This window comes from Mesorhizobium sp. M8A.F.Ca.ET.208.01.1.1 (assembly GCF_004791315.1).
Classification (GTDB): Bacteria; Pseudomonadota; Alphaproteobacteria; order Rhizobiales; family Rhizobiaceae; genus Mesorhizobium.
In genome coordinates this window covers 304,665-328,527 of record NZ_SRUT01000002.1, presented here as the reverse complement: position 1 = coordinate 328,527, position 23,863 = coordinate 304,665, and the positions used below count along the sequence as shown (strand labels likewise).

19 protein-coding genes are annotated in these 23,863 nt (G+C 64.0%); 5 read left to right on the top strand and 14 right to left on the bottom strand.

Annotation, left to right across the window (positions count from 1 at the left end; genetic code table 11):
* Positions 1-9: 9 nt before the first annotated feature.
* The 11 genes from EN851_RS12125 to EN851_RS12075 all read right to left on the bottom strand — a co-directional run bounded on the left by EN851_RS12125 (position 10) and on the right by EN851_RS12075 (position 13,817).
* Entirely contained in the window at positions 10-960 is a 951-nt protein-coding gene (locus EN851_RS12125; RefSeq protein ID WP_127278883.1) for an SPFH domain-containing protein, read from the bottom strand.
* 121 nt (positions 961-1,081) lie between these two features.
* A complete protein-coding gene (locus EN851_RS12120; protein ID WP_135929305.1) occupies positions 1,082-2,293 on the bottom strand; it encodes an FAD-dependent oxidoreductase in 1,212 nt (403 codons plus the stop codon).
* 53 nt (positions 2,294-2,346) lie between these two features.
* Positions 2,347-3,411 carry a ferrochelatase gene (gene hemH / locus EN851_RS12115; RefSeq protein ID WP_135929304.1) on the bottom strand — a complete coding sequence of 355 codons (1,065 nt, stop codon included), beginning with the start codon at positions 3,409-3,411 and terminating at the stop codon, positions 2,347-2,349.
* 137 nt (positions 3,412-3,548) lie between these two features.
* Entirely contained in the window at positions 3,549-5,630 is a 2,082-nt protein-coding gene (locus EN851_RS12110) for a bifunctional UDP-sugar hydrolase/5'-nucleotidase (RefSeq protein ID WP_135929303.1), read from the bottom strand.
* Positions 5,631-5,819: 189 nt separating this feature from the next.
* Positions 5,820-6,197 (bottom strand): hypothetical protein, encoded by a 378-nt coding sequence (locus EN851_RS12105; RefSeq protein WP_127276968.1) that lies wholly within the window; start codon positions 6,195-6,197, stop codon positions 5,820-5,822.
* A gap of 187 nt (positions 6,198-6,384) precedes the next feature.
* Positions 6,385-7,830, bottom strand: a complete 1,446-nt coding sequence (locus EN851_RS12100; RefSeq protein ID WP_135929302.1) for a homospermidine synthase — start codon at positions 7,828-7,830, stop codon at positions 6,385-6,387.
* A 151-nt stretch (positions 7,831-7,981) separates the two neighbouring features.
* Positions 7,982-8,911, bottom strand: a complete 930-nt coding sequence (locus EN851_RS12095; protein WP_135929301.1) for a DUF3445 domain-containing protein — start codon at positions 8,909-8,911, stop codon at positions 7,982-7,984.
* A gap of 3 nt (positions 8,912-8,914) precedes the next feature.
* Complete coding sequence (locus EN851_RS12090; protein ID WP_135929300.1) at positions 8,915-9,577, bottom strand: aminotransferase class IV family protein; 663 nt, start codon at positions 9,575-9,577, stop codon at positions 8,915-8,917.
* Positions 9,526-10,668, bottom strand: a complete 1,143-nt coding sequence (locus EN851_RS12085; protein ID WP_135929299.1) for an aminodeoxychorismate synthase component I — start codon at positions 10,666-10,668, stop codon at positions 9,526-9,528. The genes EN851_RS12090 and EN851_RS12085 overlap by 52 nt, the downstream gene beginning before the upstream one ends.
* 176 nt (positions 10,669-10,844) lie before the next feature.
* A complete protein-coding gene (locus EN851_RS12080) occupies positions 10,845-11,621 on the bottom strand; it encodes a proton-conducting membrane transporter (RefSeq protein WP_135929298.1) in 777 nt (258 codons plus the stop codon).
* 357 nt (positions 11,622-11,978) lie between these two features.
* Positions 11,979-13,817, bottom strand: coding sequence for a M3 family oligoendopeptidase (locus EN851_RS12075; protein WP_189521836.1), 1,839 nt, complete (start codon positions 13,815-13,817; stop codon positions 11,979-11,981).
* A gap of 229 nt (positions 13,818-14,046) precedes the next feature.
* On the opposite strand from EN851_RS12075, the gene EN851_RS12070 reads away from it, so the two are divergent.
* Together EN851_RS12070 and EN851_RS12065 are read left to right on the top strand one after the other, a co-directional pair.
* Positions 14,047-15,582: a sigma-54 dependent transcriptional regulator gene (locus EN851_RS12070; protein ID WP_135929297.1), complete on the top strand. Its 1,536-nt coding sequence runs from the start codon at positions 14,047-14,049 to the stop codon at positions 15,580-15,582.
* Between the two features lie 409 nt (positions 15,583-15,991).
* On the top strand, positions 15,992-17,806 hold the full coding sequence (locus EN851_RS12065) for a DUF882 domain-containing protein (RefSeq protein ID WP_245520734.1): 1,815 nt from the start codon (positions 15,992-15,994) through the stop codon (positions 17,804-17,806).
* Positions 17,807-18,362: 556 nt separating this feature from the next.
* On the opposite strand, the gene EN851_RS12055 is transcribed toward EN851_RS12065, so the two are convergent.
* Positions 18,363-19,001 carry a 2-dehydro-3-deoxy-phosphogluconate aldolase gene (locus tag EN851_RS12055; protein ID WP_127276952.1) on the bottom strand — a complete coding sequence of 213 codons (639 nt, stop codon included), beginning with the start codon at positions 18,999-19,001 and terminating at the stop codon, positions 18,363-18,365.
* A 202-nt stretch (positions 19,002-19,203) separates the two neighbouring features.
* Here EN851_RS12055 and EN851_RS12050 point away from each other — a divergent pair, with 202 nt between their 5' ends.
* The 3 genes from EN851_RS12050 (at position 19,204) to EN851_RS12040 (ending at position 22,049) form a co-directional block, all read left to right on the top strand.
* Positions 19,204-20,136: a rhodanese-related sulfurtransferase gene (locus EN851_RS12050; protein WP_135929295.1), complete on the top strand. Its 933-nt coding sequence runs from the start codon at positions 19,204-19,206 to the stop codon at positions 20,134-20,136.
* Positions 20,137-20,250: 114 nt separating this feature from the next.
* Positions 20,251-20,991 carry a tellurite resistance TerB family protein gene (locus EN851_RS12045; protein ID WP_135929294.1) on the top strand — a complete coding sequence of 247 codons (741 nt, stop codon included), beginning with the start codon at positions 20,251-20,253 and terminating at the stop codon, positions 20,989-20,991.
* 302 nt (positions 20,992-21,293) lie between these two features.
* Positions 21,294-22,049, top strand: a complete 756-nt coding sequence (locus tag EN851_RS12040) for an SDR family oxidoreductase (RefSeq protein ID WP_127275848.1) — start codon at positions 21,294-21,296, stop codon at positions 22,047-22,049.
* A gap of 33 nt (positions 22,050-22,082) precedes the next feature.
* On the opposite strand, the gene EN851_RS12035 is transcribed toward EN851_RS12040, so the two are convergent.
* Complete coding sequence (locus EN851_RS12035) at positions 22,083-22,457, bottom strand: YciI family protein (RefSeq protein WP_127869900.1); 375 nt, start codon at positions 22,455-22,457, stop codon at positions 22,083-22,085.
* 151 nt (positions 22,458-22,608) lie between these two features.
* The gene (locus EN851_RS12030; RefSeq protein ID WP_127275850.1) at positions 22,609-23,793 is read right to left on the bottom strand and encodes a pyridoxal phosphate-dependent aminotransferase; all 1,185 of its coding nucleotides are present in this window, start codon (positions 23,791-23,793) and stop codon (positions 22,609-22,611) included.
* Between the last annotated feature and the right edge of the window lie 70 nt (positions 23,794-23,863).

The following is a 23,863-nucleotide window of genomic DNA, read 5'->3' as shown; positions in this document are numbered from 1 at the left end:
TGGCCTATCTCAGTTTTCGGAGGGCCTGACGACAGGCGGACGCGCTGCCTGCCTTTGCGCACCGGTCGTGCCTTCGCTGCGGAAGACTTCCTTGGCGATCTCGCCGATACCGCCGAGCGTGCCGATCAGCGAGGAGGCTTCCAGGGGCATCAGCACGACCTTGCTGTTGGTGGCCGAACCGATCCTGGTCAAGGCCTCGGTGTATTTCTGGGCGACGAAGTAGTTCAGCGCTTGCACGTCGCCCTTGGAAATCGCTTCCGACACCACCTGGGTGGCGCGGGCTTCGGCTTCGGCGGAGCGTTCGCGCGCCTCGGCGTCGCGGAAGGCGGCTTCCTTGCGGCCCTCGGCTTCGAGGATCTGCGACTGTTTGAGGCCTTCGGCGGCCAGGATTTGCGCGCGCTTGTTGCGCTCGGCGGTCATCTGGCGGCCCATCGATTCGATCAGGTTCGCCGGCGGGTTTATGTCCTTGATCTCGACGCGGGTGATCTTGATGCCCCACGGATGCGCCGCTTCGTCGACGACGCGCAGCAGGCGCTCGTTGATGGCGTCGCGGTTGGACAACAGCTCATCGAGGTCCATCGAGCCCATGACAGTACGGATGTTGGTCATCGTCAGGTTGAGGATGGCGTTCTGCAGGCCGGCAACCTGATAGGCGGCCTGTGCCGCGTTGAGGATCTGGTAGAAAGCGATGCCGTCGACGCCGACGATGGCGTTGTCGCGGGTGATGATCTCCTGGCTCGGAACGTCGAGCACCTGTTCCATCATGTTCATCTTGGCGCCGATGCGGTCAACGAATGGTGTGATGAGGTTGAGGCCGGGGCTCAGTGTCTTGGTGTAACGACCAAAGCGTTCGACGGTATAGTTGTATCCCTGCGGAATTGTTTTGATGCCCTTGAACAGCACCAGCACGACAAGCGCGACCAGAACAACGACCGCAATATCGAAACCACTGAAATCCATTTGGTTCTCCCTCAGAGGCAGGCCGCGCGAGCCATTCCCACGCAGCCGACTTCACCAAAGACTTAAGTGTGTTTCAGCAACGTTACAATTAGGTGATGAGGGATTGTTTGCGAGTATACACTCAGTGGTTGAAGGCAAACAGGCTTGCATCCGTGTCTTCAAGCCCGCGGATCGAGGCCGGAACGATCTCGGCAGCGATGCGCGAGAAGGTGATGCCGTTGCCGCCATAACCCATCACGGCATGGATGCGCGGATGCCTGGGAATGGCGCCGATGCAAGGGAGGCCAGTGGTCGTCGTGCCGAAGGAGCCGGTCCAGGCAAATTCGGGCCTGGTGTCGAGATGCGGCAACAGCCTGCCAAGCTTTTCGGCAATCCGTTCGCTCTTGTCGGGGATGAGTTCGTCTCGCTGTGTCTCGTCGACGAAATCCTCGTCCTCACCGCCGCATACGACCCGGCCGTCGGTGGTCGCCCTGACATAGAGGTAGGGATCCGACGCCTCCCAGATGAACGTCGCACCCGGCCAGAGCTTTCGTGGCTGTGGGCGCGTCGCGATCGCCCAGGTCGAGATGATCTGGTGGGCCGCCGCCGGCACGATGTCGACCAGTTCGTAACCGGTGGCCAGGACGACATGCCGCGCCGTGATGGTGGGGCCGTCCCTGGTTGCCACGACCACCTCGTCGGCACTGTCCTTGATCGCCGTCGCTTCGACGGGCATGTAGAGACGAGCCTTGCGCCCGAGCGCCTCGAGCAGCAGTCCTGCTGTCAGCTTGCGCGGGTCGAGCGCGATGTTGCCATGGCTGAGGATGGCGCCATCGCGGTCGATGCCGAACGCCTCGGCGAGCGGCCGAGGGGTCAAGTAGGTCGCGGCGATGCCAGCTTGCCGGCGCGCTTTGGCCTCCTCACGCAGTTCCGAGGGGCCGAGCGCGGTGCCGGCCAGATAGAGCGATTGGGTTCGGCTCATGCCGCAGGTGATGCCGAGTTCGGTGACGCGGGCGGCGAGATTGGAAACGGCCAGCCGCGAGCGTCGCCAGGCCTGCCGTGCCTCGGCCTTGCCAATCATTCTCGACAGAATTGAAAGCGGCTGGTCGATTTCGAACTGCACCAGCGCCGTGGTTGCCGCCGTCGAGCCTTTCAGCGGTCCGCGGCGGTCGATGCACGCCACGGAGTGACCGTCTGCTGTCAGCGCCTCGGCCATCATGGCGCCGCTGATCCCCATGCCGATGATCAGCACATCGGTCTTGACGTCCCGGGTCAGACTGTCGGTCGGCACCGTGGGCGCGCGATAGGCCGACCAGACAGGCCGGCCGGTTCTGAGGTCGAGTTTGCGCGGCATCCACGTCTCCGGAAGGTGCGCGTCAACGCCCCGGAGTGGCGGTGGTTCCGGCGTCAGACCCAGCCAGACAGCTCGCGCCGTACCATCGCTTCGATCACCGCCATGCCTTCCGGACTGTCGTTGAGGCAAGGAATATGGGCGAATTTTTCGCCACCGGCATGATGGAAGGTCTCGGCAGCTTCGCGGCCGATCTCGTCCAGCGTCTCGATGCAATCGACGGAAAAGCCGGGATTGACGATGGCGATCGACTTGACGCCGTCCTTGGCGAGTTTCTCCACCGTCTTGTCGGTATAGGGCTGCAGCCATTCCTGCGCGCCAAAACGCGACTGGAAGGTGGTGATCAGCTTGTTCTCGTCCCAGCCGAGCTTTTCGCGCAGCAGCCGCGTCGTTTCCAGGCACTGCGCCTGGTAGGGATCGCCCTTGTCGGAATAGGGTTTCGGGATGCCGTGATAGGAGGTGATGACCACCTCCGGCTCGAAATCCAGCGTTGCCAGATGTTGCTCTATAGAAGCTGCCAGCGCCTCGATGTAGACCGGCTCGTCATAGTAGGGCGGCACGCTACGGATCGCCGGCGCGCGGCGCATCTTCATCAGCGCGCGAAACAGCTGGTCGTTGGCGGTTGCGGTGGTGGTGGCCGAATATTGCGGGTAGAGCGGAAGCGACAGGATGCGGTCGCAGCCTTGCGCGACCAGCCTTTCGACGACGCTTGATGTGGAAGGGTTGCCGTAGCGCATGGCCCAGTCGACGACCACGCCGGGCAGGCCGCGCAATGCCTCGGTCAACTTTTCGGATTGCGCGCGCGTGTAGGTGCGCAGCGGCGACTCGTTCCTCTCCCGGTTCCAGATCCTGGCGTAGTTGGCGCCCGACTTCTTCGGTCGCGTGGTCAGCACCAACCCGTAGAGGATCGGATACCAGATCGCTCTGTTGAGCTCGATGACACGCGGGTCGGACAGGAATTCCCGCAGATAGCGCCACATCGGCTTGAATTCTGTGCCGTCGGGCGTGCCGAGATTGACCAGCATGACGCCGACCTTGCCCGTCCTGACCGGTGGATGGCCTGGCGGCAGCGGGCCAACCGCCTTTGCGGCGTCGGCATCTATCGAGGAAGAAAGCGTCATAAGGGTTCTCCGGATGGCGCGAACCTAACCATCTTGCGCAGGCTTTCAATGCTGCGTCTGGCCGCACCTTAGCCTTAAAAAGCGACACCCGCCCGGTTTCCCGGGCGGGTGGTGTATTCCAGGCTTCGAAGCGAAGGCTATTTCGGCGGGATGGTCAGCGTGCCGCCAATCGGAAGCCGGTGAGGCTTCTGCCCCTTGTTCGCCTCATAGATGAGTTTCCATTTGGTCGCGTCGCCATAGGCCTTCTTCGCCAGATCCCAGTAGGTGTCGCCGGTCACGATGACATGGCTGCCAGTGGCCGGCGCGGCTTCAGCGGGCTTTGCCGGCTCGGCGGGCGCGGGTGCCGCCGGGGCTGGGGCGGCCTCGGCAGGCTTTGCCGGTTCGGCAGGTGCCGGCGGGGCCGGCGGGGGAGGCGCGTTTTCCGTCGATATGGCTGGCGGCGTGTTGGCGATATCGCCTGAGTTGGCAGGCAGTTCAGGCATCGCCGGTGCGGCATCGGCGGGCTTTGCCGGTTCAGCCGGTTTGGCGGCCTCGGCCGGTGCCGGCGCCGCGGGCTTTGCTGGTTCGGCAGGCTTTGCCGGCTCGGCGGCAGGCGCCGCCGCGACCGTCGCCGCGATCTCGGTGATGCGGCCGTCGAGCTTCGGCGTATAGGGCTGGTGGGCGCCTAGATAGTCGGCAACCACCTGTTCGAGACCGGGGCCGTAATCATAGGCACTCTTGGCCTTTTCGGCGAACACCTTGTAGCCGTCGCCGCCCTGGCGGACATAGTTGTTGGTGGCAACCAGATAGTCCTTGTCGGGATTGATCGGCGTCCAGGCGCCGTTTTCCATCACTTCCACCGACTTGACGCGGCCGGCATTGGGCGCGACCGACCTGTCGAAGGAATATTTGAGGCCCGCCACCTGAGGGAAGCGGCCGGCGCCGTCCTCGATCTGGCTGAGCCCGCCTTCGAGCCCGGCGACCAGGTCCTTGCCGGAAATCTGGAAGGTCGCCAGCGTGTTCTGGAACGGCAGCACGGTCAGCACCTCACCCATGGTGACGGTGCCCTTGTCGATCGAGGCGCGCAGGCCACCACCGTTGGAGATGACGATCTCGACGCCCTGTCCCTTGACGCGGTCGAGGATGGCGTCGGAGACGAGGTTGCCCATCGCGCATTCCTTGGCGCGGCAGTTCTCACGGCTGCCGTCGATCACGTCGGTGGTCTCGGCCACTTCCTTGTTCTTCAAAGCCTCGATCGGCGCGCCCAGCTCCTTGATGCGGGCGAGCACCGCGGGATCGGGCGTGATCGACTTGTCGAGATGGATCGGGTCGCCGCTCGCCGATTTGACGACGCCATTGTCGTCAAACACGACCTTGAACTCGCCGAGATATTTCGAATAGGACGCCGCCTGCACCACAGGCACCTTGTAGCCGCCGGGGTTGTCGACCATCGTCGGGTAGGGTCCAGCCGCCTTCGGGTCGGTGTTGGACAGAAGCGTGTGGCTGTGGCCGCCGACGACGACATCGATGCCGGGAATCTTGGCAATGACGTCGCGCTCCCTGTTATAGCCGATATGGGTCACGGCGATGATCTTGTTGACGCCTTCGCCCTTGAGCTTGTCGACCTCCGCCGTGATCGACTTGACGTCGTCCTCGATGGTGATGTTGGGGCCGGGGGAGGCGAGTTCGGGCGTGTCGTTGGTGACGGCGCCGATGATGCCGATCTTCTGGCCGCCGACCTCGACGACGATCGACGGCTTGACGCGGTCGCCGAGCTTGGACTGGGCGTTGGCCTTGACGTTGGCGCCGAGCACGGGGAACTTGATCATGTCGAGGAACGGCGCCAACGCCGTTTCGCCATCGTCGAATTCATGGTTGCCGAGCGCCATGGCGTCGAACTTCATGTCGTTGAGGAACTCGCCTTCGACCTTGCCCTTGTAGGTGGTGTAGAACAGCGAACCCTGGAAATTGTCGCCGGCGCTGAGCAACAGCACGTTCTGGCCTTCCAGCTTCTTGCGTTCCTGGGCGATCGCGGTGATCAGCCGACCGGCGCCGCCGATGCACTCACCCTTGGTCTCCTCCTCGGCCGAGCAGGTCGATTCATATTTGTTGTTGCCTTCGATGCGGCTGTGCCAGTCATTGATGTGCAGGATGTTCAGTGTGTAGTCGGCAAAGGATACGCCGGCCGACAGGCCAAGCGTCGACGCGGAAAGGGCGGCAATGGCGGCAAGCTTCTTCATCTTCGTCTCCCGGCAGGCTGATCCGAGGCGTCTAACGCCCCTACTTGACTGGGATATAACAGCCAGCGTTTCGATCATGTTCCCATCGCGTTCCAGCCGACGCAAGCAGAAATCCAGGTGAGCTTTGCCGGCATAAAAAGAACGGCGGCCAATGGCCGCCGTCCTTGAGCAAGCGGATGTTCGCGGGGTTCAGGTGCGTCGCGTCAGCACGAAATTCTGGCCGCCCGAACTGGTGCAGTTGAGCTGGCTGGTCGACACCAGCAGGCAGTTGAAGCTGACGCCGGTCTGGCGGATCAGCGAGGTGCCGTTGATCTGCACCGAAGTGGCGCCGGTCATCGTGTAGCTGCCATCGGCCAGCTTCTGGCCGGTGTCGGTAGCGACGGTCGTGAACTTGCCGCCGTTGAAGGTCGACAGGCCGGTGCCCTTGGCATCGATCCAGGACCCCTCGACGCCTTTCGGCGTGGTTGCCATCGGCGGCTCGCCGGGGCCGCTGGTGGTACAGGCAGCGAGCATCGAGACAACGGCGCCCGCCACGCCCATAGAAAGAACTTTGCGCGCAATAGTCATATAAAATCCTCTCCAAACGCGTCGGGTCCAAAAATCGGGCCGATTTCTGGAAAGCGCGACGCGAACGTCCAAAGTGCTGGGGTGTGCTTATGCGTCCAACGGGACGCACTCGCCACTCCAGGCCGCATCCCTTCAATCGCCCGATTTCCGGGCGATTGCAAGGCAATGGCATAGGGTCCGCGCGATGCTATCGGACGAGGATGTTGCGGAATTGCCACGGGTCGCTGCGGTCGAGGTCCTCCGGGAAGAGGCCCGGGCGCCTGTCGAGCGGCGTCCAGTCGGTATAATAGCCCTTGACCGGTCCGAGATAGGGCGACTGCACGTCGAGGCAGCGCTTGTAGTCCATCTCGTCGGCCTCGACGATGCCGGCGGCCGGATTTTCCAGCGCCCAGACCATGCCGGCCAGAACCGCCGAGGTGACCTGCATGCCGGTGGCGTTCTGATAGGGGGCCAGCTTGCGCGCCTCGGCGAGCGACAGCTGCGAACCGTACCAGTAGGCATTCTTGTCGTGGCCGTAGAGCAGGACGCCGAGTTCGTCGACACCGTCGACCAGTTCGTTCTCGTCCAGCACATGGTGCACCGGCTGCGGCTTGCCGGCGGCACCGAACATCTCGTCCAGCGACAGCATCGCATCGTTGCAGGGATGGTAGGCGTAGTGGCAGGTCGGGCGGTATTGAACCTTGCCCTTCTTGGAGCGCACGGTGAAGAAATCGGCGATCGAGATTGACTCATTGTGCGTCACCAGCAGGCCATATTGCGGGCCTGATGTCGGGCACCAGGAGCGCACGCGCGTGTTGGCGCCCGGTTGCTCCAGGTAGATCGCGGCCTTGGAGCCGTGCTTGTGCTTCTTGCCGTTCTTCGGCATCCAGGTCTCGTGCGTGCCCCAGCCGAGCTCGGCCGGCTGCAATCCTTCGGAGATGAAGCCCTCGACAGACCAGGTGTTCCAGAACACATCCATCGGCTTGGGCTTCTTGGTGCGCTGGGTGTCGCGCTCGGCGATGTGGATGCCCTTGACGCCGGCCTTCTTCATGAGTTTCGCCCAGCCCTCCCGGTCGTCCTGCGCGGGCTCGGAGAATTCCATGCCGAGATCGGTGGCCAAATTGACCAGCGCCTGCTTGACGAACCAGGACACCATGCCGGGGTTGGCGCCGCAGGTGGAGATTGCCGTCGCGCCGCCGGGCTTGTCGTGCTTTTCCTTGATCAGCGCTTCGCGCAGCGCATAGTTGGTGCGGCTGGCATTGTCGGCCTTGGCGTCGAAATAGAAGCCAAGCCAGGGCTCGACGACGGTGTCGATGTAAAGCACGCCGAGCTTGCGGCAGAGCCGCATCAGGTCCACCGAGCCGGTGTCGACCGACAGGTTGACGCAAAAGCCTTGGCCTGCGCCATTCGTCAGAAGCGGCGTCAAAAGCTTCCTGTAGTTCTTCTCGGTTACCGCTTCCTGGACGAAGGCGATGCCGCGCTCGTCGAGCAGCTTGCGATCGGTATCGCGCGGGTCGAGGACCGTCATGCGCGACTTGTCGAACTTGAAATGGCGTTCGATGAGCGGCAGCGTTCCGCGTCCGATCGAGCCAAAGCCGATCATCACCACGGGGCCGGTGATCTCACCGTAAACGGGCCAGTTTTCATTCGCCATTTTATCGAGCACTCCTTCAACTGCGTGCAAAGCCGGGCAACTCCGTGCAAAAGCCGAGCAACCCCGTGCAAAAGCCGGGCATTTTCGCCCAACGGCCATGCGCTACATCACAGATCATTGTCATAAACCAGCGAAAAGCGCCAACCCGCGACTACGCGTCCTTGGCCATGTGGTTAAGGACAGCGATCAGCCGATCGCGATCCGATGTCAGGCCCTTGTAGTCGAGCTGGGCGATATCGAGCGCTTCGAGTTGGGCGGCGAAGGACGCCGCCAGCGTCGCCCGGTCCGGGTGCCGCGCCAGCACGGCGAGCGGGTCGAGATGGATGCGGATGGTGAACAGGATATCGCGCGAGGCGGGCAGTTTGCGCAGCGTCTGGCGCTCCACCCGAATGAAGGCGTGCGCCTTGACGTCACCGTCGGGGAAACGTGTCGGCCGGCTGGTGGCGCGGTCGATGCGCTCGACATTGGACAGCGGATGGTAGAGCGCGTCCCCTGACTGGATCGACCAATTGTAACGCTCGACCGCCTGGCCCTGCAGGCCATCGAACATCCGGTTGATGAGGTCGGCCGGCCTTGTGCCCGGGCCGAAGCCCGGCACCGGCTCGTGGATCTGCTGCAGCGGCTTGCCGAATTTTTCGGTGAGCGCCCAGGATGAAGGGAAGCACAGCGAACCCGCGGCCAGACGCCAGCCGCTGTCGTCGCGGCGCATGAGGATGAGGTCTTCCTGGACAAGCAGCGAGGCCGCGACCAAGGGAGCGGCGGCGAGGTTGGAGGGGATCGTGGGACGGCCCGTCACGCCCATGACCTCAACGCCCGCATCGCCGCGCCGGTGGATGTCGGGGAATCTTTCCGGCAGGTAGGCGCCGAGCAATTCGAGCACCTCCTGCTGGGCGGCGCGCGTGCCGTCCTCCTCGACGAAAACCCGCTCGGGGATCTCGGCATAGAGCCGGCGCTTCTCGGCGAGATAGGGTAGCAGGTGACCGTCGACCTCGATCCAGTTCGCGGGGTCGAGCGGCTTCAGCCCGATGGTGAAGAGTTTCGACGAGCCATCATAGGGCGTGTGGGCGGGTAGGGACGTCATGCCTCAGATCAGTCTTGCCGGGATCAGTCCGCGCAGCGAATTGCCGACGAACAGCGCTTTGGCGGATTTCAGGTCATCCAAGCTGTAGATCGCTTCACTGGCGCGGCCTTCATCCAGAAGCACGGCTCGCAATACGCCAGGCAGCAGGCCGCAATCGAGTCGGGGCGTCGCCAGGATGCCGTCGCCGAAATCGGCGAAGACATTGGTGATCGTGCCTTCGCAGATCTCGCCGCGCTCATTGGCGAGCAGCACCTCATCGGCCTGGGTGATGAGATATTCGGAGCGGGCATTGGTGTAGAGCTGCCGCCGGCTGGTTTTGTGGCGCAGCAGCATGTTGCTCGAATCGAGCCTCGTCCGTGCCAGCCGCAGCGTCCACACCTTGTCGGCGGCAAGGGGTTCATAGGGTTGCGCAGAGGCGTTGGTCTCGCCATTGCGCGACAGAGCGAGCCGCGTGCGCATGGCGATGGGCGATCGGTTGACCGCGCCGCTCAGGGCCTCGCCGACCTTTTGCGGATCATAGCTGAAGCCCAGCTCCACCGCCGAGCCATAAAGGCGCGCAAGATGGCGATCGAGGCGCAGGAAACCCGAGGCGGGTTCCCAGCGCATGGTCTCGATCAGCTCGAAACCGGCGGTGTCCCCGTCGCGAAGCGGGCTTTGAGCAGACACTCCTGGTACTCCTCTTCCGCGACCGAATCGAAGACGATGCCGCCGCCGACATTGTAGATGGCCTCGCCGCTGGCAAAGAGCGAGATGGTACGGATCGCCACGGAAAAGCGCATCGTGCCGCCGGGTGCGATCCAGCCGATGGCGCCGCAATAGACGTCGCGTGGCGTGCCCTCCAGATCGCGCAGGATCTCCATGGCGCGGATCTTCGGTGCGCCGGTGATCGAGCCGCAGGGAAACAGCGCCGCGAAGATCTGGCGTATGCCGAGGCCGGGCAGCAGCTTGGCCCTGACGTCGCTCACCATCTGGTGGACGGTCGGGTAGGTCTCGATGCGGAACAATTCCGGCACCTCCAGCGTGCCGACCTCGCTGATCAGCGATATGTCGTTGCGCAGCAGGTCGACGATCATCCGGTTTTCGGCCTGGTTCTTCTCGTCGTTACGCAGGAAATTCTTCTGCCGCTCGTCCTCGTCCCTGGTTGCGCCGCGCGGTGCGGTACCTTTCATCGGATGCGTCTCGATCCTCCCCGCCGCATCGATCTCGAAGAACAGTTCGGGCGAGCGCGACAGAACGATGGGATCGCCGAGCGCGATCAGCGCGCCATATTTCACAGGCTGGCGTTCGGTCAGCGCGTCGAAGGCGGCGAGCGGATCGCCCGACCATTGCGCGTGCACCGGAAAGGTGAGGTTGCCTTGGTAGCAATCGCCTTGCCTGATGTGCCGGTGCAGCCGCGAGAACCGCTTCTCGTAATCCTCGAACGACCACGTCGCCCTTGCATCGAAGATCGGGCCATTGGTGGGCGGGCTTGGCGGCGGCACGGCTTCTTCATCAGGAGCATCGAAGACCCCGAGGCAGACCAGCGGGGCTCGGCGCCGGCCGGGCAGCACGGGAACGAGTTTCGGCTCGAGCAGGTAACCGGCCTCATAGGAGAAATAGCCGGCCAGCCATTTGCCGGCGTCGTGCGCGGCCTGCGCCGCTTGCAACGCCGCCGGAAAGTCCTTGGCCTCATGCGCGACGATGATATCGGCCGGCCGCTCGAAAACGAGCTGGCGCGCGCTTTCGTCGTTGCGGAAAATTGCGGCGGGCAGGGACATGGGAACCGGGATCGATGTAGCCGACGATCGCTCTATATGGGGGGCGGTGCGCGCGCAATCGAGGGAACGGCACCCTGTCCCTCAAAGCCGACCTTTGCCGGGTCGAACCTTGCCGGCAAAAAAGAAAGCGGCGGCGCCCTTGGCGCCGCCGCTCACATGATCCCTGGATCCACCGCTCAGGTGTTGCTGGCGGTTCCGGCCGTCGGAAACTGCTTGGCGAATTCGGCCTCGTTGCCGGCGGCAAGCAGCTTGGCCTGCTCGATCCAGCGTTCGCGCGCGATGCGGCCGTCGAAGTTCATCACGTCCTCGATCCGCTTGATGTCGGCGGATGTCCAGGCGGCGATCTGGGCGAAGGTGGTGACGCCTTGCGCCTTGAGCAGCTTTTCGTTGACCGGGCCAATGCCGATCAGCCGGCGCAGATTGTCGGGCTTGCCCGACGCCGGCTTGGCAGCTGCCGGTGCCGTTTTTTTGGCGGCGGGCGCTGCCTTGGGCGCGGCCGAGGTCTTCGCCGGAGCCTTGGCCGCCGGAGCCTTGGCCGCCGGTGCCTTGGCCGCCGGTGCCGAAGCGGTTGCGGATTTGGCCGCGGCGGGCTTCGGCGCCGCTTTTGCCGGCGCGGCCTTCGCCGCGGCTGGCTTGGCTGTCGCCGGAGCGGATTTACCAACGGCAGGCGTCGACATCAGGGCTGCCGGTGGCTGACTTGACGCCTTTGCGCCGCCGGCGCCCGAGGCCTGTGCTTCGCGCAGCTGGCGCTCGAGGTCGGAGCGGGTCTTGCCGCATGCATTGAGTTCGCCGGTCAGGCGGTCGCTGTCGGCGCGCAGCTTGTCGCGCTCGCTGCGGGTGCGATCGAGGTCGCCGCGCAGGCTGTCGAGTTCTCCGCGCAGACGCCCCCAGATGAACCAGCCGACCAACACGCCTACCAGGAACGCCAGGACCACGTAGAAAAAAGTGCCCATTGTCTCTCTCCAGTCAGATCCGTCTGCCGCGGGTCATGACCTTCGGCGAGGGACTACTCGATGATGGTTCCGCTGATACACGGAACAGCCGGCTTCGGTTCGAGCTGTCGGCGATCGGCTTTGCTTGCCCATGGCCAACGGCCTTGTCGCGTTCGCCTGAGCGCACGGCTGGCGGAGACTTTCCCTCGCCGATCCGCATGCGCTCCGGCTGAGCTTAAAGGAAAGCTACCATAGAGCTTGCGGAAAGCTATGGGAAAACGTCCGTGGAGAGTTCTTCAAGAACAAATATTTAGGGCAAGAATAGCGAGGCCCAAACATGCATTCCGGCTAAACTGTTCTTGCCCGACCAGAGGCGTCTCAATCGTCCAGCGTTTCCAGTTCGTCGATCAGGCCGCCGATCACACCGAGCCCGATCTGCCAGAAGGCGGGGTCGGTTGCGTCGAGGCCGAAAGGCGCCAGAAGCTGCGAATGATGCTTGGTGCCGCCGGCACGCAACATATCGAAATATTTGTCCTGAAAGCCCCGCTCGGCATTCTGGTAGACCGCATAGAGCGAGTTCACCAGGCAGTCGCCGAACGCATAGGCATAGACGTAGAAGGGCGAGTGGATGAAATGAGGGATGTAGGTCCAGAACACCTCGTAGCCCTCGCGCAATTTGATCGCCGGTCCCAGGCTTTCGGCCTGAACCTCCAGCCAGAACTGGCCGAGCCTGTCGGATGTCAGTTCGCCGTTGCGGCGCTCGGCATGCACCTTGCGCTCGAATTCATAGAAGGCGATCTGGCGCACCACAGTGTTGATCATGTCCTCGACCTTCTGGGCGAGCATGGCCTTGCGCTCGCGCCGGTCGGTGGTCCGCTCGAGCAGCGAACGGAAGGTCAGCATCTCGCCGAAGACGGATGCCGTCTCCGCCAGCGTCAGCGGCGTCGAGGCCATCAGCGCGCCTTGGCCGGCGGCCAGCACCTGATGCACGCCGTGCCCGAGTTCATGCGCCAGCGTCATCACGTCGCGCGGCTTGCCCATGTAGTTGAGCAGCACATAGGGGTGAGCCGATGGCACGGTCGGGTGGGCAAAGGCGCCGGGTGACTTGCCCGGGCGCACCGGCGCGTCGATCCAGTTGCGGTCGAAAAAGGTGCGCGCGATCTCGGCCATCTCGGGCGAGAAGCGGTGATAGGCCGACAGCACCGTGTTCCTGGCCTCGTCCCAGCCGATCACCGCCTGCGGCGTCTCCGGCAGCGGCGCGTTGCGGTCCCAGTGGTTCATCACCTCCATGCCGAGCCAGCGCGCCTTCATGGCGTAGTAGCGGTGCGACAGGCGCGGATAGGCCTCGCGCACGGCGGTGGCCAGCGCATCGACCACGCCGCGTTCGACGCGATTGGCGAGGTGGCGTGAATCGGCGATGTCCTCGAAGCCCCGCCAGCGATCGGAAATTTCCTTGTCCTTGGCAAGCGTGTTGGTGATCAGCGTGAAGGTGCGCAGGTTCTTGCGGAAGGTGGTGGCTAGCGCCTCCGAGGCGCGCCGGCGGACCTCGCCGTCGGCATCCTGCAGGCGGTTGAGGGCCGGCTCCAGCGTTAGTTCCTCGCCGTCGATATCGAAGCGAAGATCGGTCATCGTCTCGTCGAACAGGCGATTCCAGGCGCCGCGTCCGGTGATCGATTTTTCGTGGAAAAGCTGCTCGACGCGATCCTCGAGCTGATAGGGCTTGTCCATGCGCAGATCGAGCACCCACGGGCGGTAATGCGCAAAGGCGGGGTCGCTGGCCAGCGCGCCTTCGATCGCCGCATCGTCGATCAGGTTCAGTTCGAGCGCGAAGAACAGCAGATGCGCGCTGGCGTCGGTCATCTTCTCCTGGATGTCGCCATAGAGCTTGGCGCGCTGCGGATCGGCGGTGTTGCCGGCATAGACGAGGCCGGCATAGGAGACGATGCGGCCGATCAGTTCCTCGAGCGTCTCGTAGGCGACCAGCGCCTCGCCCAGTCGGCCGGCACTGCCGCGCCCGGCCTCGGCGGCGAGCGTGCCTTTCCAGCGGGCCTCGAATGCGATGGCGTCGGCGGCCGCTTCGGCAATGTCGCGCTTCAGTTCCGGCGCCTCCATGCCGGCATAAAGGTCGGCGAGATTCCATTCCGGCAGATCGCCAAGCCCGGCCGCGCCCTGACCGGACGCTGGCGCCGCAATCCGCCGATCAAACATCACGCGCATCGAAATACCTTCTTTGAACCAAACTGGCCTTCTTTGAATCAACCGGCCTTGTTTGAATCGACTGGCCGCTTCGAATCAAGTGGCTGGAATTAGCGAGCCAGACTCAACGGGAATGGAGAAGCCGGTCAAATCCTAAGGAATTCGTTCACCGGGTTTTTTGAAACCTTATTTAGAACCCTGTGCCAAGATGATCCATGGGGAATTCGGGCGCGGGCAGACCAAGACAGTCATGACAGGTTCCATACTCATAGTCGATGACGATCCCGTGCAGCGCCGGCTGCTCGAGGCGGCGGTGACGCGGTTCGGCCATACCGCGATCGTCGCCGATGGCGGTATGGCCGGCCTCGAAGTTCTCGACGGGCCTGCCGCCCGCGATGTCTCGGTTGTGATCCTCGACCTTGTCATGCCCGGTCTCGACGGCATCGGCGTGCTGAAGGCGATGCGCGAGCGCGACATCAGCGTGCCGGTCATCGTGCAGACCGCGCAGGGCGGCATCGAAACCGTGGTTTCGGCGATGCGCCACGGCGCTTTCGATTTCGTCGTCAAGCCGGCTTCGCCCGACAGGCTGCAGGCCTCGATCTCCAATGCGCTCAAGGTCGAAGCGATCGAGGACGAGGTCAAGCGCACGTCGCGCAAACGCGGCGGGCTGCTGACCTTCAGGGACATGATCACCCATAGTCCGGCCATGGACAGGGTGATACGCCTCGGCCAGAAAGCGGCGGCTTCCCACATTCCGATCCTGATCGAGGGCGAATCCGGCGTCGGCAAGGAGCTGGTGGCGCGTGCGATCCAGGGCAGCGGCGACCGCCGCTCGAAACCCTTCGTTACGGTCAATTGCGGCGCCATTCCCGACAATCTGGTGGAATCCATCCTGTTCGGACACGAGAAAGGCTCGTTCACCGGCGCCACCGACAAGCACACCGGCAAATTCGTCGAGGCGCATACGGGCACGCTGTTCCTCGACGAGATCGGCGACCTGCCGCTCGACGTGCAGGTCAAGCTGCTGCGCGCCGTCCAGGAGGGCGAGGTCGATCCGGTCGGCGGCCGCTCGACCGTCAAGGTCGACATCCGGCTGATTTCGGCGACGCACCGCAACCTCCTGCAGCAGGTCAAGGACGGCAAGTTCCGCGAGGATCTGTTCTACCGGCTGAACGTCTACCCGATCTTCGTGCCGCCGCTGCGCGACCGCCGCGACGACATTCCCCATCTGGTCACGCATTTCATGGAAAAGGTGGCGCCGGCCGACCCGCGCCATCGGCTGAAGGGCATTTCGGCGGCGGCGCTTGGCGTGCTGCAGGCCTATGACTGGCCCGGCAACATCCGGCAGCTCGAAAACGCCGTCTTCCGCGCTTCGGTGCTGTGCGAAGGCGATGTGTTGAGCGCGGATGACTTTCCGCAGATCCGGGCGCAGGTGGAAGGGACCGTCAATCTCGAAGCGGACGACGCGTTGGAAGCAAGCGGGGCTGCCCCTTCGCTGGCGCCGCGCGATGAAGACGTTGTCCCCGACGAGGCCGCTCCGGCACCTGTGCATCCGGCCGGGGCGCAGCCCCGCTTCGGCACGCTGCGGGCGCTCGACGAGCGCGGCAATGTGCGTGCGCTGGCCGATGTCGAACTCGAAATGATCAAGCTCGCCATCGATCACTACAACGGCCAGATGAGCGAGGTCGCCCGCCGGCTCGGCATCGGCCGCTCGACGCTTTACCGCAAGCTCAAGGAATACGGCATCGACCCGGAAACCGGCCGCGTCGACAGGCTTGCTTCCTGAACCGCAAGGCCGGGACCAGTTTCCCTCGTCATTATAGGGGCTGACAGAGTGCCTTCCCCGGACTATGGCGAGTCGGAGGCGGCACTCGATTGGGTGTTGTTCACGCATTGAGGCCAATGGTAACAGATCGTGTTCGGCCAAAGCCGGAATCCTGATCTAAACCAGCGGTTTACCAAGAAACCGTGCGGACAATTTTTGACGGGATATCGCCACGGTGTTACCGCATTTTGGCTTCAATAAGCGATGATTAACCATTAGGATCGATATTCGGATGTGAAAACGACACGTCCGTTTGGGCAAATCCGGGGACAAACGGCAGCCTGCAAGGCCTTTTGATTTGAACAGAATCGAACGACTCACAAACGGGCGGCACTATCATTTGAGCGTCTGGCCGAGATGGTTGGCGGCGGTGATTGTCGCATTTGGTTTTGTTGCCGCGGCCGCCACGGGCGCCCAGGCCGAAGTTCGTTCGCTGAAACTCTACCACCTCCACACGCACGAAAAGGCGGAGATCGTCTACAAGCGCAATGGCCGCTACGTTCCCGAGGGCCTGAGGAAGATTAACATCATCCTGCGCGACTGGCGCCGCAACGAGCCGACCAAGATGGACCCGCGTCTGCTGGATCTGGTCTGGGAGGCGTATCGCGAAAGCGGCGCCACCGACTATATCCAGGTCGTCTGCGGCTACCGTTCGCCGTCGACCAATTCGATGCTGCGCAGCCGCAGCCGTGGTGTCGCCGAGAAGAGCCAGCATATGCTCGGCAAGGCGATGGATTTCTATATTCCCGGCGTGCCGCTGAAGAAGCTACGCAACATCGGCCTCAAGATGCAGGGCGGCGGCGTCGGCTATTACCCGACTTCCGGGTCGCCATTCGTCCACATGGATGTCGGCAATGTGCGCCACTGGCCCGGCATCAGCCGCCAGGAACTGGTCAGCCTGTTCCCCAATGGCAAGACGCTGCATGTGCCGAGCGACGGCCGGCCGCTGCCCGGCTATGAACAGGCGCTCGCCTCCTACAAGTCGCGCAAGGGTTCCGGGACACCGAATATCGAAATGGCCAGCGCTGGCGGCAGCGGCAAGAAATCCGGCGGATTCCTCGCTGCCTTCTTCGGCGGCGGTGGCGCCGATGAGGCCGACGACAGTGCCGACGTGGAGACCGCCTCGGCCGCGCCTGCGCCGAAGGCTGGAAATCTGAAGCCGGCCGCGACCGCCAAGAGCAGCAACCTGCCCGGTATCGCCATCGTCGCCCCCGAGAATGCCCAGCGCGCCGAGATTCCGCAGGTTGCCGACGAGCAGGCTCCGGAACCGGAGAAGAACACGCCGGAGACGATTATCGCGGCGCTGCCGGCCAAGGAAATCCCGCTGCCCGATTTCGCGCCGCGGCCGAAGGCCGATGTGGGCGCACAGCCACCTGAGAATGTTCCCTTCGCCATGGCGGACGCCACGGCCACCACCGGACAGGCAGTGGCGACCGCGCAGGCACCGGCGAACATGCCTTTCGGCAAGTCCGATCCGGCAGCGATCGCGGAAGCCGCGGCTGCCGATCCAGCGCAGGTTGCCCTCAACAACATCCCACTGCCGACATGGCGCCCCGAGCGCTCGCTGCCGGCCGATCTCGCGCCGCCGCCCAGCAAGGATGTGCTGATGGCGCTGGCCGAAACGGCCGACCAGGGCAAGACCGCGACGGACGCCTTCTCCGTGGTGCCGACAGCGCGTCCCGAGCCGACCAAGCCGGATGCCGTCAAGGCCGTGCTCGACGAGGCCAACGCCCAGGTCGGCACCGCCGACGAATATCAGGTGGCCTCGTTGTCCGAAGAACCGCGTTCGGCGTTCAACGATCCGTCTGGTGTCGATGCGGCGTCGCCGCGCCAGGCTGTTGCCGCCCGTCCTGCCGGTTCCGATCCGGCCGCCGCGATCGGCGCCGGCGTGAAGACGACCCGCAAGGAAGCCAGGGCCACCGCCCGCGATCAGAAGCCTGGCCCCAGGGCCGTGGTTGTGGCCGCGGCGCCGCAGGCCGCCCGCTGGGCGCTGACCAGCGGCGAGAACGTCGCCACCGTTTCGAGCGCGACGACCGCGCCGGGCTACGCCTACAGCATCGTGCATACGCCGCCGAGCGAGGTCTATACGGCCGGCTTCCAGCCGAGCAACCAGATGGCCGACGCCAGCCGCTTTACCGGCAATGCCGTCAAGTTCATGTCGGTCGCGCGCTTCCAGACGAAGTAGCGAACAGGCCACAATATTGCCGAAGCCGCGCCGGGCGACCCGCGCGGCTTTTTGCTAGGCACGACACGCGCGGCGCCTTGATCCTGCAGGATCGGCTGAACTTCTCGTGAAGCCGGAACAGCCCAGCCGTTTCCGGGTTGAGGTGGGTCCGTTCCAACCTGGGGATCTTCATGAAAAAAATTCTACTGGCGTCAGTTCTGGCACTGGCGGCGGCATTGGCCGCGCTCGCTCCGTCACAGGCGGAGACAGTTGTCGTCAGACCGACAATCATATGCACATGAAGAAGCACTGCAGGACCAGGATGGTGATGCACTGGCGGCATCATCGCAAGGTGACCGAGACGGTCAAGGTCTGCAACTAACCGCGTCTAGAGCGGCCCTGAGTTTGATAGAATCTCTGACCCGCTCTAACTTTTTGTTTTTACGCAATTCCCAAGGGGAAGCGCTACGCGCTTCTCCCGGGAAAACGGCTACGCACTTTTCCTGGAATTGCTCCAGCCAGTCAAAGAGCCCGGTCGACGCGAGTCATCCGGGTTTTTTCGTGCCGTCCGGAAAGGCTATTTCGCGAGTTTGCTGGCAGCGCGTGCGAGAGCTTCGATCTCGTCCCACTTGCCGGCCTTGACCATGTCGTCGGGCGCCACCCACGAACCGCCGACGCAGATGACATTGGACAGGCTGAGATAGTCGGCCGCGTTCTTGCCGGTGATGCCGCCGGTCGGGCAGAATTTGACGTCGGCCAGCGGCGAGGCAAAAGCCTTGAGCGAAGCGATGCCGCCGGACTGTTCGGCCGGGAAGAATTTCAGGAAGCGCAGGCCAGCTTCGCGCGCCGCCATGATCTCGCCCGGCGTGATGGCGCCGGGCAGCAACGGAACCTGGCTGTCGGCGGCGGCCGCCAGAAGCTCGCGGGTGATGCCTGGGCTGACGATGAAGCGCGAACCGGCACCGGCCGCCTCGTCGAACTGCTTGCTGTCCAGAATGGTGCCGGCGCCGACTATGGCTTCCTCGACCTCGCCCGCCACGCGACGGATCGCTTCGAGCGCATCCGCGGTCCTGAGCGTGATCTCGATCGCCGGCAAGCCGCCACGCGCCAGAGCACGGGCCAGCGGCACCGCATCCGCCACATTGGCGATCTTCAACACCGGAATGACCGGCTGGCCATTGAGGAGCGACAGGAGTTTCTCGGTCTTGCTGGGCATCTGTCTCTCCTTGTCGAGGGCCGCATCGAGGCGAATTTCAACCGATTAGCAGACGGGTATTGCCCTGTCCACGGAACCGGTCGCGGCGCGATGTCACGCGTTGCCTCCGAGCTTAAAGGTTCTTTCCCGACAAGGCCATGACAGTCGGTCCGAACCCGTTTCACCTTGAATCGACTTCCACGAGCGTCTAGTTGCTCTGGCAATGACAACACTGCCCGCGCCATCCCAGCCAGTCCGCGTCGCCGCGCTCTACCGCTTTGCCCGGCTCGACGCTTTCGAGGCGTTGCGCGCGCCGCTTGCGGCCTTCTGCTGCGGACGCGGTATCAAGGGTACGCTGCTCCTGGCGCATGAGGGTATCAACGGCACCGTCGCCGGCAGCGATGAAGCGATCGCCGCGCTGATCGAGCACATCGAAACGATCGACGGCCTGTCGGGCCTCGAGGTCAAGTTCAGCAGCGCCGCGGCCATGCCGTTCCACCGCATGAAGGTGCGGCTGAAGCGCGAGATCGTCACCATGGGTGTCGAGACCATCGACCCGGCGACAAGCGCGGGCACCTATGTGGAGCCGGGCGACTGGAATGCGCTGATCTCGCAGCCCGACACGATCGTCATCGATACGCGCAACGCCTATGAAGTCTCGATCGGCACCTTCAAGGGCGCCGTCGATCCGGCGACGGCGAGCTTCCGCGAATTTCCGGCTTGGGTGGAAGCGCACCGGGCGGATCTCGCAGGCCGCAAGGTGGCGATGTTTTGCACCGGCGGCATACGCTGCGAAAAGGCGACCGCCTATGTGAAGTCGCTCGGCTTCGAGGATGTGTTCCATCTCAAGGGCGGCATCATCAAATATCTCGAGCAGGTGCCGGCGGAACAGAGCCTGTGGCAGGGCGAATGCTTCGTCTTCGACGAGCGGGTTTCGGTGTCGCACGGCCTCGCGGAGGGCGGTGCTGAATTGTGCCGCGCTTGCCGCCATCCGCTGACGGAGAGCGACCTGATGTCGCCGAAACATGCCGCCGGGGTTTCGTGCCCGCACTGCTTCGATGCCCGCTCGGATGAAGACCGCAAGCGTTACGCCGAGCGCCAGCGGCAGGTCGAGCTCGCGCAAGCCCGGGGCAGGGGACCACACATCGGATCCTGATGAGGGGCCGGGCCGGGCAAAGCGGCCACCTGTCATTGCAATGTCAAGCTTCGGGACCTACGTCTTCGGCGTTCGAAACCCGCCCGTTCGGCCGGGCAAATCCTGGAGGCATTGATGTTCGATCCCAAGAAGCTTCTCGACGATCTGCTCGGCTCGCAGGTTCCCGGCACCAGCGGCACCGTCCGCGACAAGGCCGGGCAAGCCGTGCAGATGGCCAAGGACAATCCGCTGGCCGCCGGTGCGCTGGCCGCCGTGCTGCTTGGAACGGGTGCCGGCCGGCAGGTGACGGGTGCCGCGGTGAAGCTCGGCGGCCTGGCCGCCATCGGTGGCCTCGCCTACAAGGCCTATCAGAACTACAAGGCCGGCAACGCACCGGAGCAGGCGCCCGCCGCCGGCGAGCCGGAATTGCTGCCGCCACCCAAGGATACCGCCTTCCACCCGTCGCAGGCGCCGCAAGGCGAGGATGAGTTCACGCTGACCCTGGTGCGGGCGATGATCTCGGCGGCCAAGGCCGACGGCCATGTCGACGACGAGGAGCGCCAGAAGATCGCCGGCAAGCTCAGCCTCGCCGGCATCGGCACCGATGCGGAAAAATTCCTGATGGCGGAGCTGGAGCGCCCGCTCGACCTCGACGCGCTGGTGGCGGGCGCCCACACCGACGCGCAGAAGCTCGAGCTCTATACCGCGTCGCGCCTCACCATCGATCCCGACACGCGCGCCGAGCGCGGTTATCTCGACCTGCTCGCCGGCCGGCTTGGCCTGCCGGACGCGCTGGTCGACCATGTCGAGGCGACGGTTTCGGCGGCCAAGGTGCCGGCGGCAAAGGCTGGGACCTCGCCCAACCCGCGCTGGTAGGCCAAAACGGAGGCGGGGCCTTTCCGGCGTTAACTTTTCGTTAACTCAGGAAGCGCATGATTTTACACAGTCGGATCGGCTTTCCTCCTCCCAAGCCCGGTTCAGATCAGGGCGGTCGCCAATGACCGCCCTTTTTGTCGGCCCTTGCCGGGATTTCTCCGAAAAAACAGGTCGTACCTTTCGAGCGCGTCGCCCGGTGGCCGCGCTTGCCATCACCGCCGTCATTTGCGATGCCTTCCTGTCTTGAGCCAAAACACTGACAATCAGACAGGCACGCGCGGCGCTGCCGGAGGACATCTGCCATGACCGAGCAAAAAACCGCCATCGTCACCGGCGCTGGCACCGGGATCGGCAAGAGCGTCGCCACGGCATTGCTCAAGGCTGGCTGGAACACGGTGTTCTGCGGGCGCCGCAAGCCGGTGCTGGATGCCGCGATCGCCGAGATCGGCCCGACCGAGGCCAAGGCATTGGCGGTTGCCTGCGACATCAGCAAGGCCGGTGAGGTCGACGATCTGTTCGAGACGGTGGTGGAGGCTTTCGGCCGTGTCGACCTGCTCTTCAACAATGCCGGCATGGGATACAAGTCGACACCGATCGACGAGATCCCGGTCGAGGTGTGGAACGATATTGTCGGCGTCAATCTCACCGGTTCGTTCCTGTGCGCGCGCGCCGCCTTCGGCGCCATGCGCAAGCAGAAGCCGATGGGCGGCCGCATCATCAACAACGGCTCGGTATCGGCCTATGCGCCCCGTCCGGGCTCCGTGCCCTATACGGCGACCAAGCATGCGATTACGGGGTTGACCAAGACGCTGGCGTTGGATGGCCGCCCCTATGACATCGCCTGCGGCCAGATCGACATCGGCAATGCGCTGACCGACATGGCACAGCCGATGACCGTCGGCGTGCCGCAGGCCAATGGCTCGATATCAGCCGAAGCGGTGATGGATGTCCAGCGCGTCGCCGATGCGGTGGTGCACATGGCCAGCCTGCCGCTCGACGCCAACGTGCTGTTCATGACTGTGATGGCGACCAAGATGCCATTCGTTGGGCGTGGGTGAACGACGGGCACCGGCATGGCTTTCGCCGCCGGCTCATTTGCCCGCCAACGGCACGCCGGGCTTGAACAGTAGAATCGGCCTGATCTCGTAGACGGCGGTAGGATTGACCCTGCGAAGGTCACGGGCGATCGCGATGGCCGCGTCCCTCGTGGCGCAGTCGACGACATAGAGGCCGAGCAACTGTTCCTTGGTCTCGGCGAAAGGGCCGTCGATGATCACGCCGTCGCCCGGGCCGCGCAAGGTGCAGGCATCCCGTGTCGCCCCCAAACGCGCGGACGGTCCAAGGATGCCCTCGTCACGAAGCCGGGTGTTGATCTTCAGCAACTCAGCCATCAGTGCCGCATCCTCTTGCGGCGTCAGCGCCTTGATCGCATCTTCCACGTGATAGGCAAGGATTGCATAGAACATTGAGGGGCACCTCGGTTGGATCTTGATCCCAAAACCGTAGCTGTTCTCGGCATTTGCGCCCAGCCTTGACCACGCGTCTCCCGACGGCTCATGACACCGCCATGGCGGCCAGCCGCAAATAATCCGGAAGGGCAGCGGGCCGCTTTGAAGCTCACTTGGCGAGGAACGCCCCGATCCGCTCCAGCGCGCGCAGGATGTTCTCCTCGGAGTTGGCGTAGGACAGCCTGATATAGCCTTCGCCCAGAATGCCGAAATCGGGGCCGCCGATCAGCGCCACACCGGCCTCGTCGAGCAGGGCCGAGGCGAGCTTCTTGGCCTTCCAGCCGGTCTTCGAGACGTTGGGGAAGGCATAGAAGGCGCCCTTGGGCGTGATGCAGGAGATGTTTGGCAAGGCATTCAGGCCTTCGACCACGATCTTCCGGCGGTTGTCGAAGGCGCGCATCATCTTGTCGACATCGTCCTGCGGACCGTCAATGGCCGCGATGCCGGCGAACTGGCTCGGCGCGTTGACGCAGGACCAGCAGTTGACCGCCAGCTTGCGCACCTTGTCGTAGAGATGGGCGCCCTTGTCGCCGTTCGGCCAGATCGACCAGCCCATGCGCCAGCCGGTCATCGCCCAGGTCTTCGACCAGCCGTTGAGCACGATCAGCCTGTCGCGGATCTCGGGAAAGCCGAGCAACGAACAATGCGTCTCGCCGTCATAGGTCATGACGTCGTAGATCTCGTCGGAGAGGATCGCGACACCGGGGTGCTTCTCCAGCCCCTTTACCAGTTTTTCGATCTCGGCCCGGGGCGTGACGCCACCGGTCGGATTGGCCGGCGAGTTGAGGATCAACAGCCTGGTCTTCGAGGTGATCAGCGCCAGCGTCTCTTGCGCCGAGAAGGCGAAGCCGTTCTCCTCGCGCATCGGCACGGGAATGGGGGTCGCACCGGTGAATTCGATCATCGAGCGGTAGATGGGAAAGCCGGGGTCGGGATAGAGGATCTCGGCGCCCGGTTCGCCAAACATCAGGATGGCGGCGAACATGGTCGGCTTGCCGCCGGGCATGATCATCACCGCCTCGGGCGAGACCTCGACGCCGGTGGTGGTCAGCGTGCGGCGCACCACCGCCTCGCGCGTTGCCAAGAGGCCGTTGGCCGGCGTGTAGCCATGGTGACCGTCACGCAGTGCCTTGATCGCCGCCTCGACGATGTGCTGCGGCGTCTTGAAATCTGGCTGGCCGATGCCGAGGTTGACGATGTCGCGGCCCTGTTGGGCAAGTGCCGTTGCTCGCGCCAGCACCGCGAATGCATTTTCCTCGCCGAGACGGTCGAAGGCCGAAATCGTGTGGAGCATTTTTCCCGTCCCTGTGGTTCTTACACTGCGGCAGCGTTTTTGTGAGCGTCCGCTCGCAAAAGTCAACGGA

What these genes read in the sequence shown, in the direction of transcription:
- EN851_RS12125 (WP_127278883.1), bottom strand. Translation starts at nt 960, where the DNA reads ATGGATTTCAGTGGTTTCGATATTGCGGTCGTTGTTCTGGTCGCGCTT.
- EN851_RS12120 (WP_135929305.1), bottom strand. Translation starts at nt 2,293, where the DNA reads ATGCCGCGCAAACTCGACCTCAGAACCGGCCGGCCTGTCTGGTCGGCC.
- hemH (WP_135929304.1), bottom strand. Translation starts at nt 3,411, where the DNA reads ATGACGCTTTCTTCCTCGATAGATGCCGACGCCGCAAAGGCGGTTGGC.
- EN851_RS12110 (WP_135929303.1), bottom strand. Translation starts at nt 5,630, where the DNA reads ATGAAGAAGCTTGCCGCCATTGCCGCCCTTTCCGCGTCGACGCTTGGC.
- EN851_RS12105 (WP_127276968.1), bottom strand. Translation starts at nt 6,197, where the DNA reads ATGACTATTGCGCGCAAAGTTCTTTCTATGGGCGTGGCGGGCGCCGTT.
- EN851_RS12100 (WP_135929302.1), bottom strand. Translation starts at nt 7,830, where the DNA reads ATGGCGAATGAAAACTGGCCCGTTTACGGTGAGATCACCGGCCCCGTG.
- EN851_RS12095 (WP_135929301.1), bottom strand. Translation starts at nt 8,911, where the DNA reads ATGACGTCCCTACCCGCCCACACGCCCTATGATGGCTCGTCGAAACTC.
- EN851_RS12085 (WP_135929299.1), bottom strand. Translation starts at nt 10,668, where the DNA reads ATGTCCCTGCCCGCCGCAATTTTCCGCAACGACGAAAGCGCGCGCCAG.
- EN851_RS12080 (WP_135929298.1), bottom strand. Translation starts at nt 11,621, where the DNA reads ATGGGCACTTTTTTCTACGTGGTCCTGGCGTTCCTGGTAGGCGTGTTG.
- EN851_RS12075 (WP_189521836.1), bottom strand. Translation starts at nt 13,817, where the DNA reads ATGCGCGTGATGTTTGATCGGCGGATTGCGGCGCCAGCGTCCGGTCAG.
- EN851_RS12070 (WP_135929297.1), top strand. Translation starts at nt 14,047, where the DNA reads ATGACAGGTTCCATACTCATAGTCGATGACGATCCCGTGCAGCGCCGG.
- EN851_RS12055 (WP_127276952.1), bottom strand. Translation starts at nt 19,001, where the DNA reads ATGCCCAGCAAGACCGAGAAACTCCTGTCGCTCCTCAATGGCCAGCCG.
- EN851_RS12050 (WP_135929295.1), top strand. Translation starts at nt 19,204, where the DNA reads ATGACAACACTGCCCGCGCCATCCCAGCCAGTCCGCGTCGCCGCGCTC.
- EN851_RS12045 (WP_135929294.1), top strand. Translation starts at nt 20,251, where the DNA reads ATGTTCGATCCCAAGAAGCTTCTCGACGATCTGCTCGGCTCGCAGGTT.
- EN851_RS12040 (WP_127275848.1), top strand. Translation starts at nt 21,294, where the DNA reads ATGACCGAGCAAAAAACCGCCATCGTCACCGGCGCTGGCACCGGGATC.
- EN851_RS12035 (WP_127869900.1), bottom strand. Translation starts at nt 22,457, where the DNA reads ATGTTCTATGCAATCCTTGCCTATCACGTGGAAGATGCGATCAAGGCG.
- EN851_RS12030 (WP_127275850.1), bottom strand. Translation starts at nt 23,793, where the DNA reads ATGCTCCACACGATTTCGGCCTTCGACCGTCTCGGCGAGGAAAATGCA.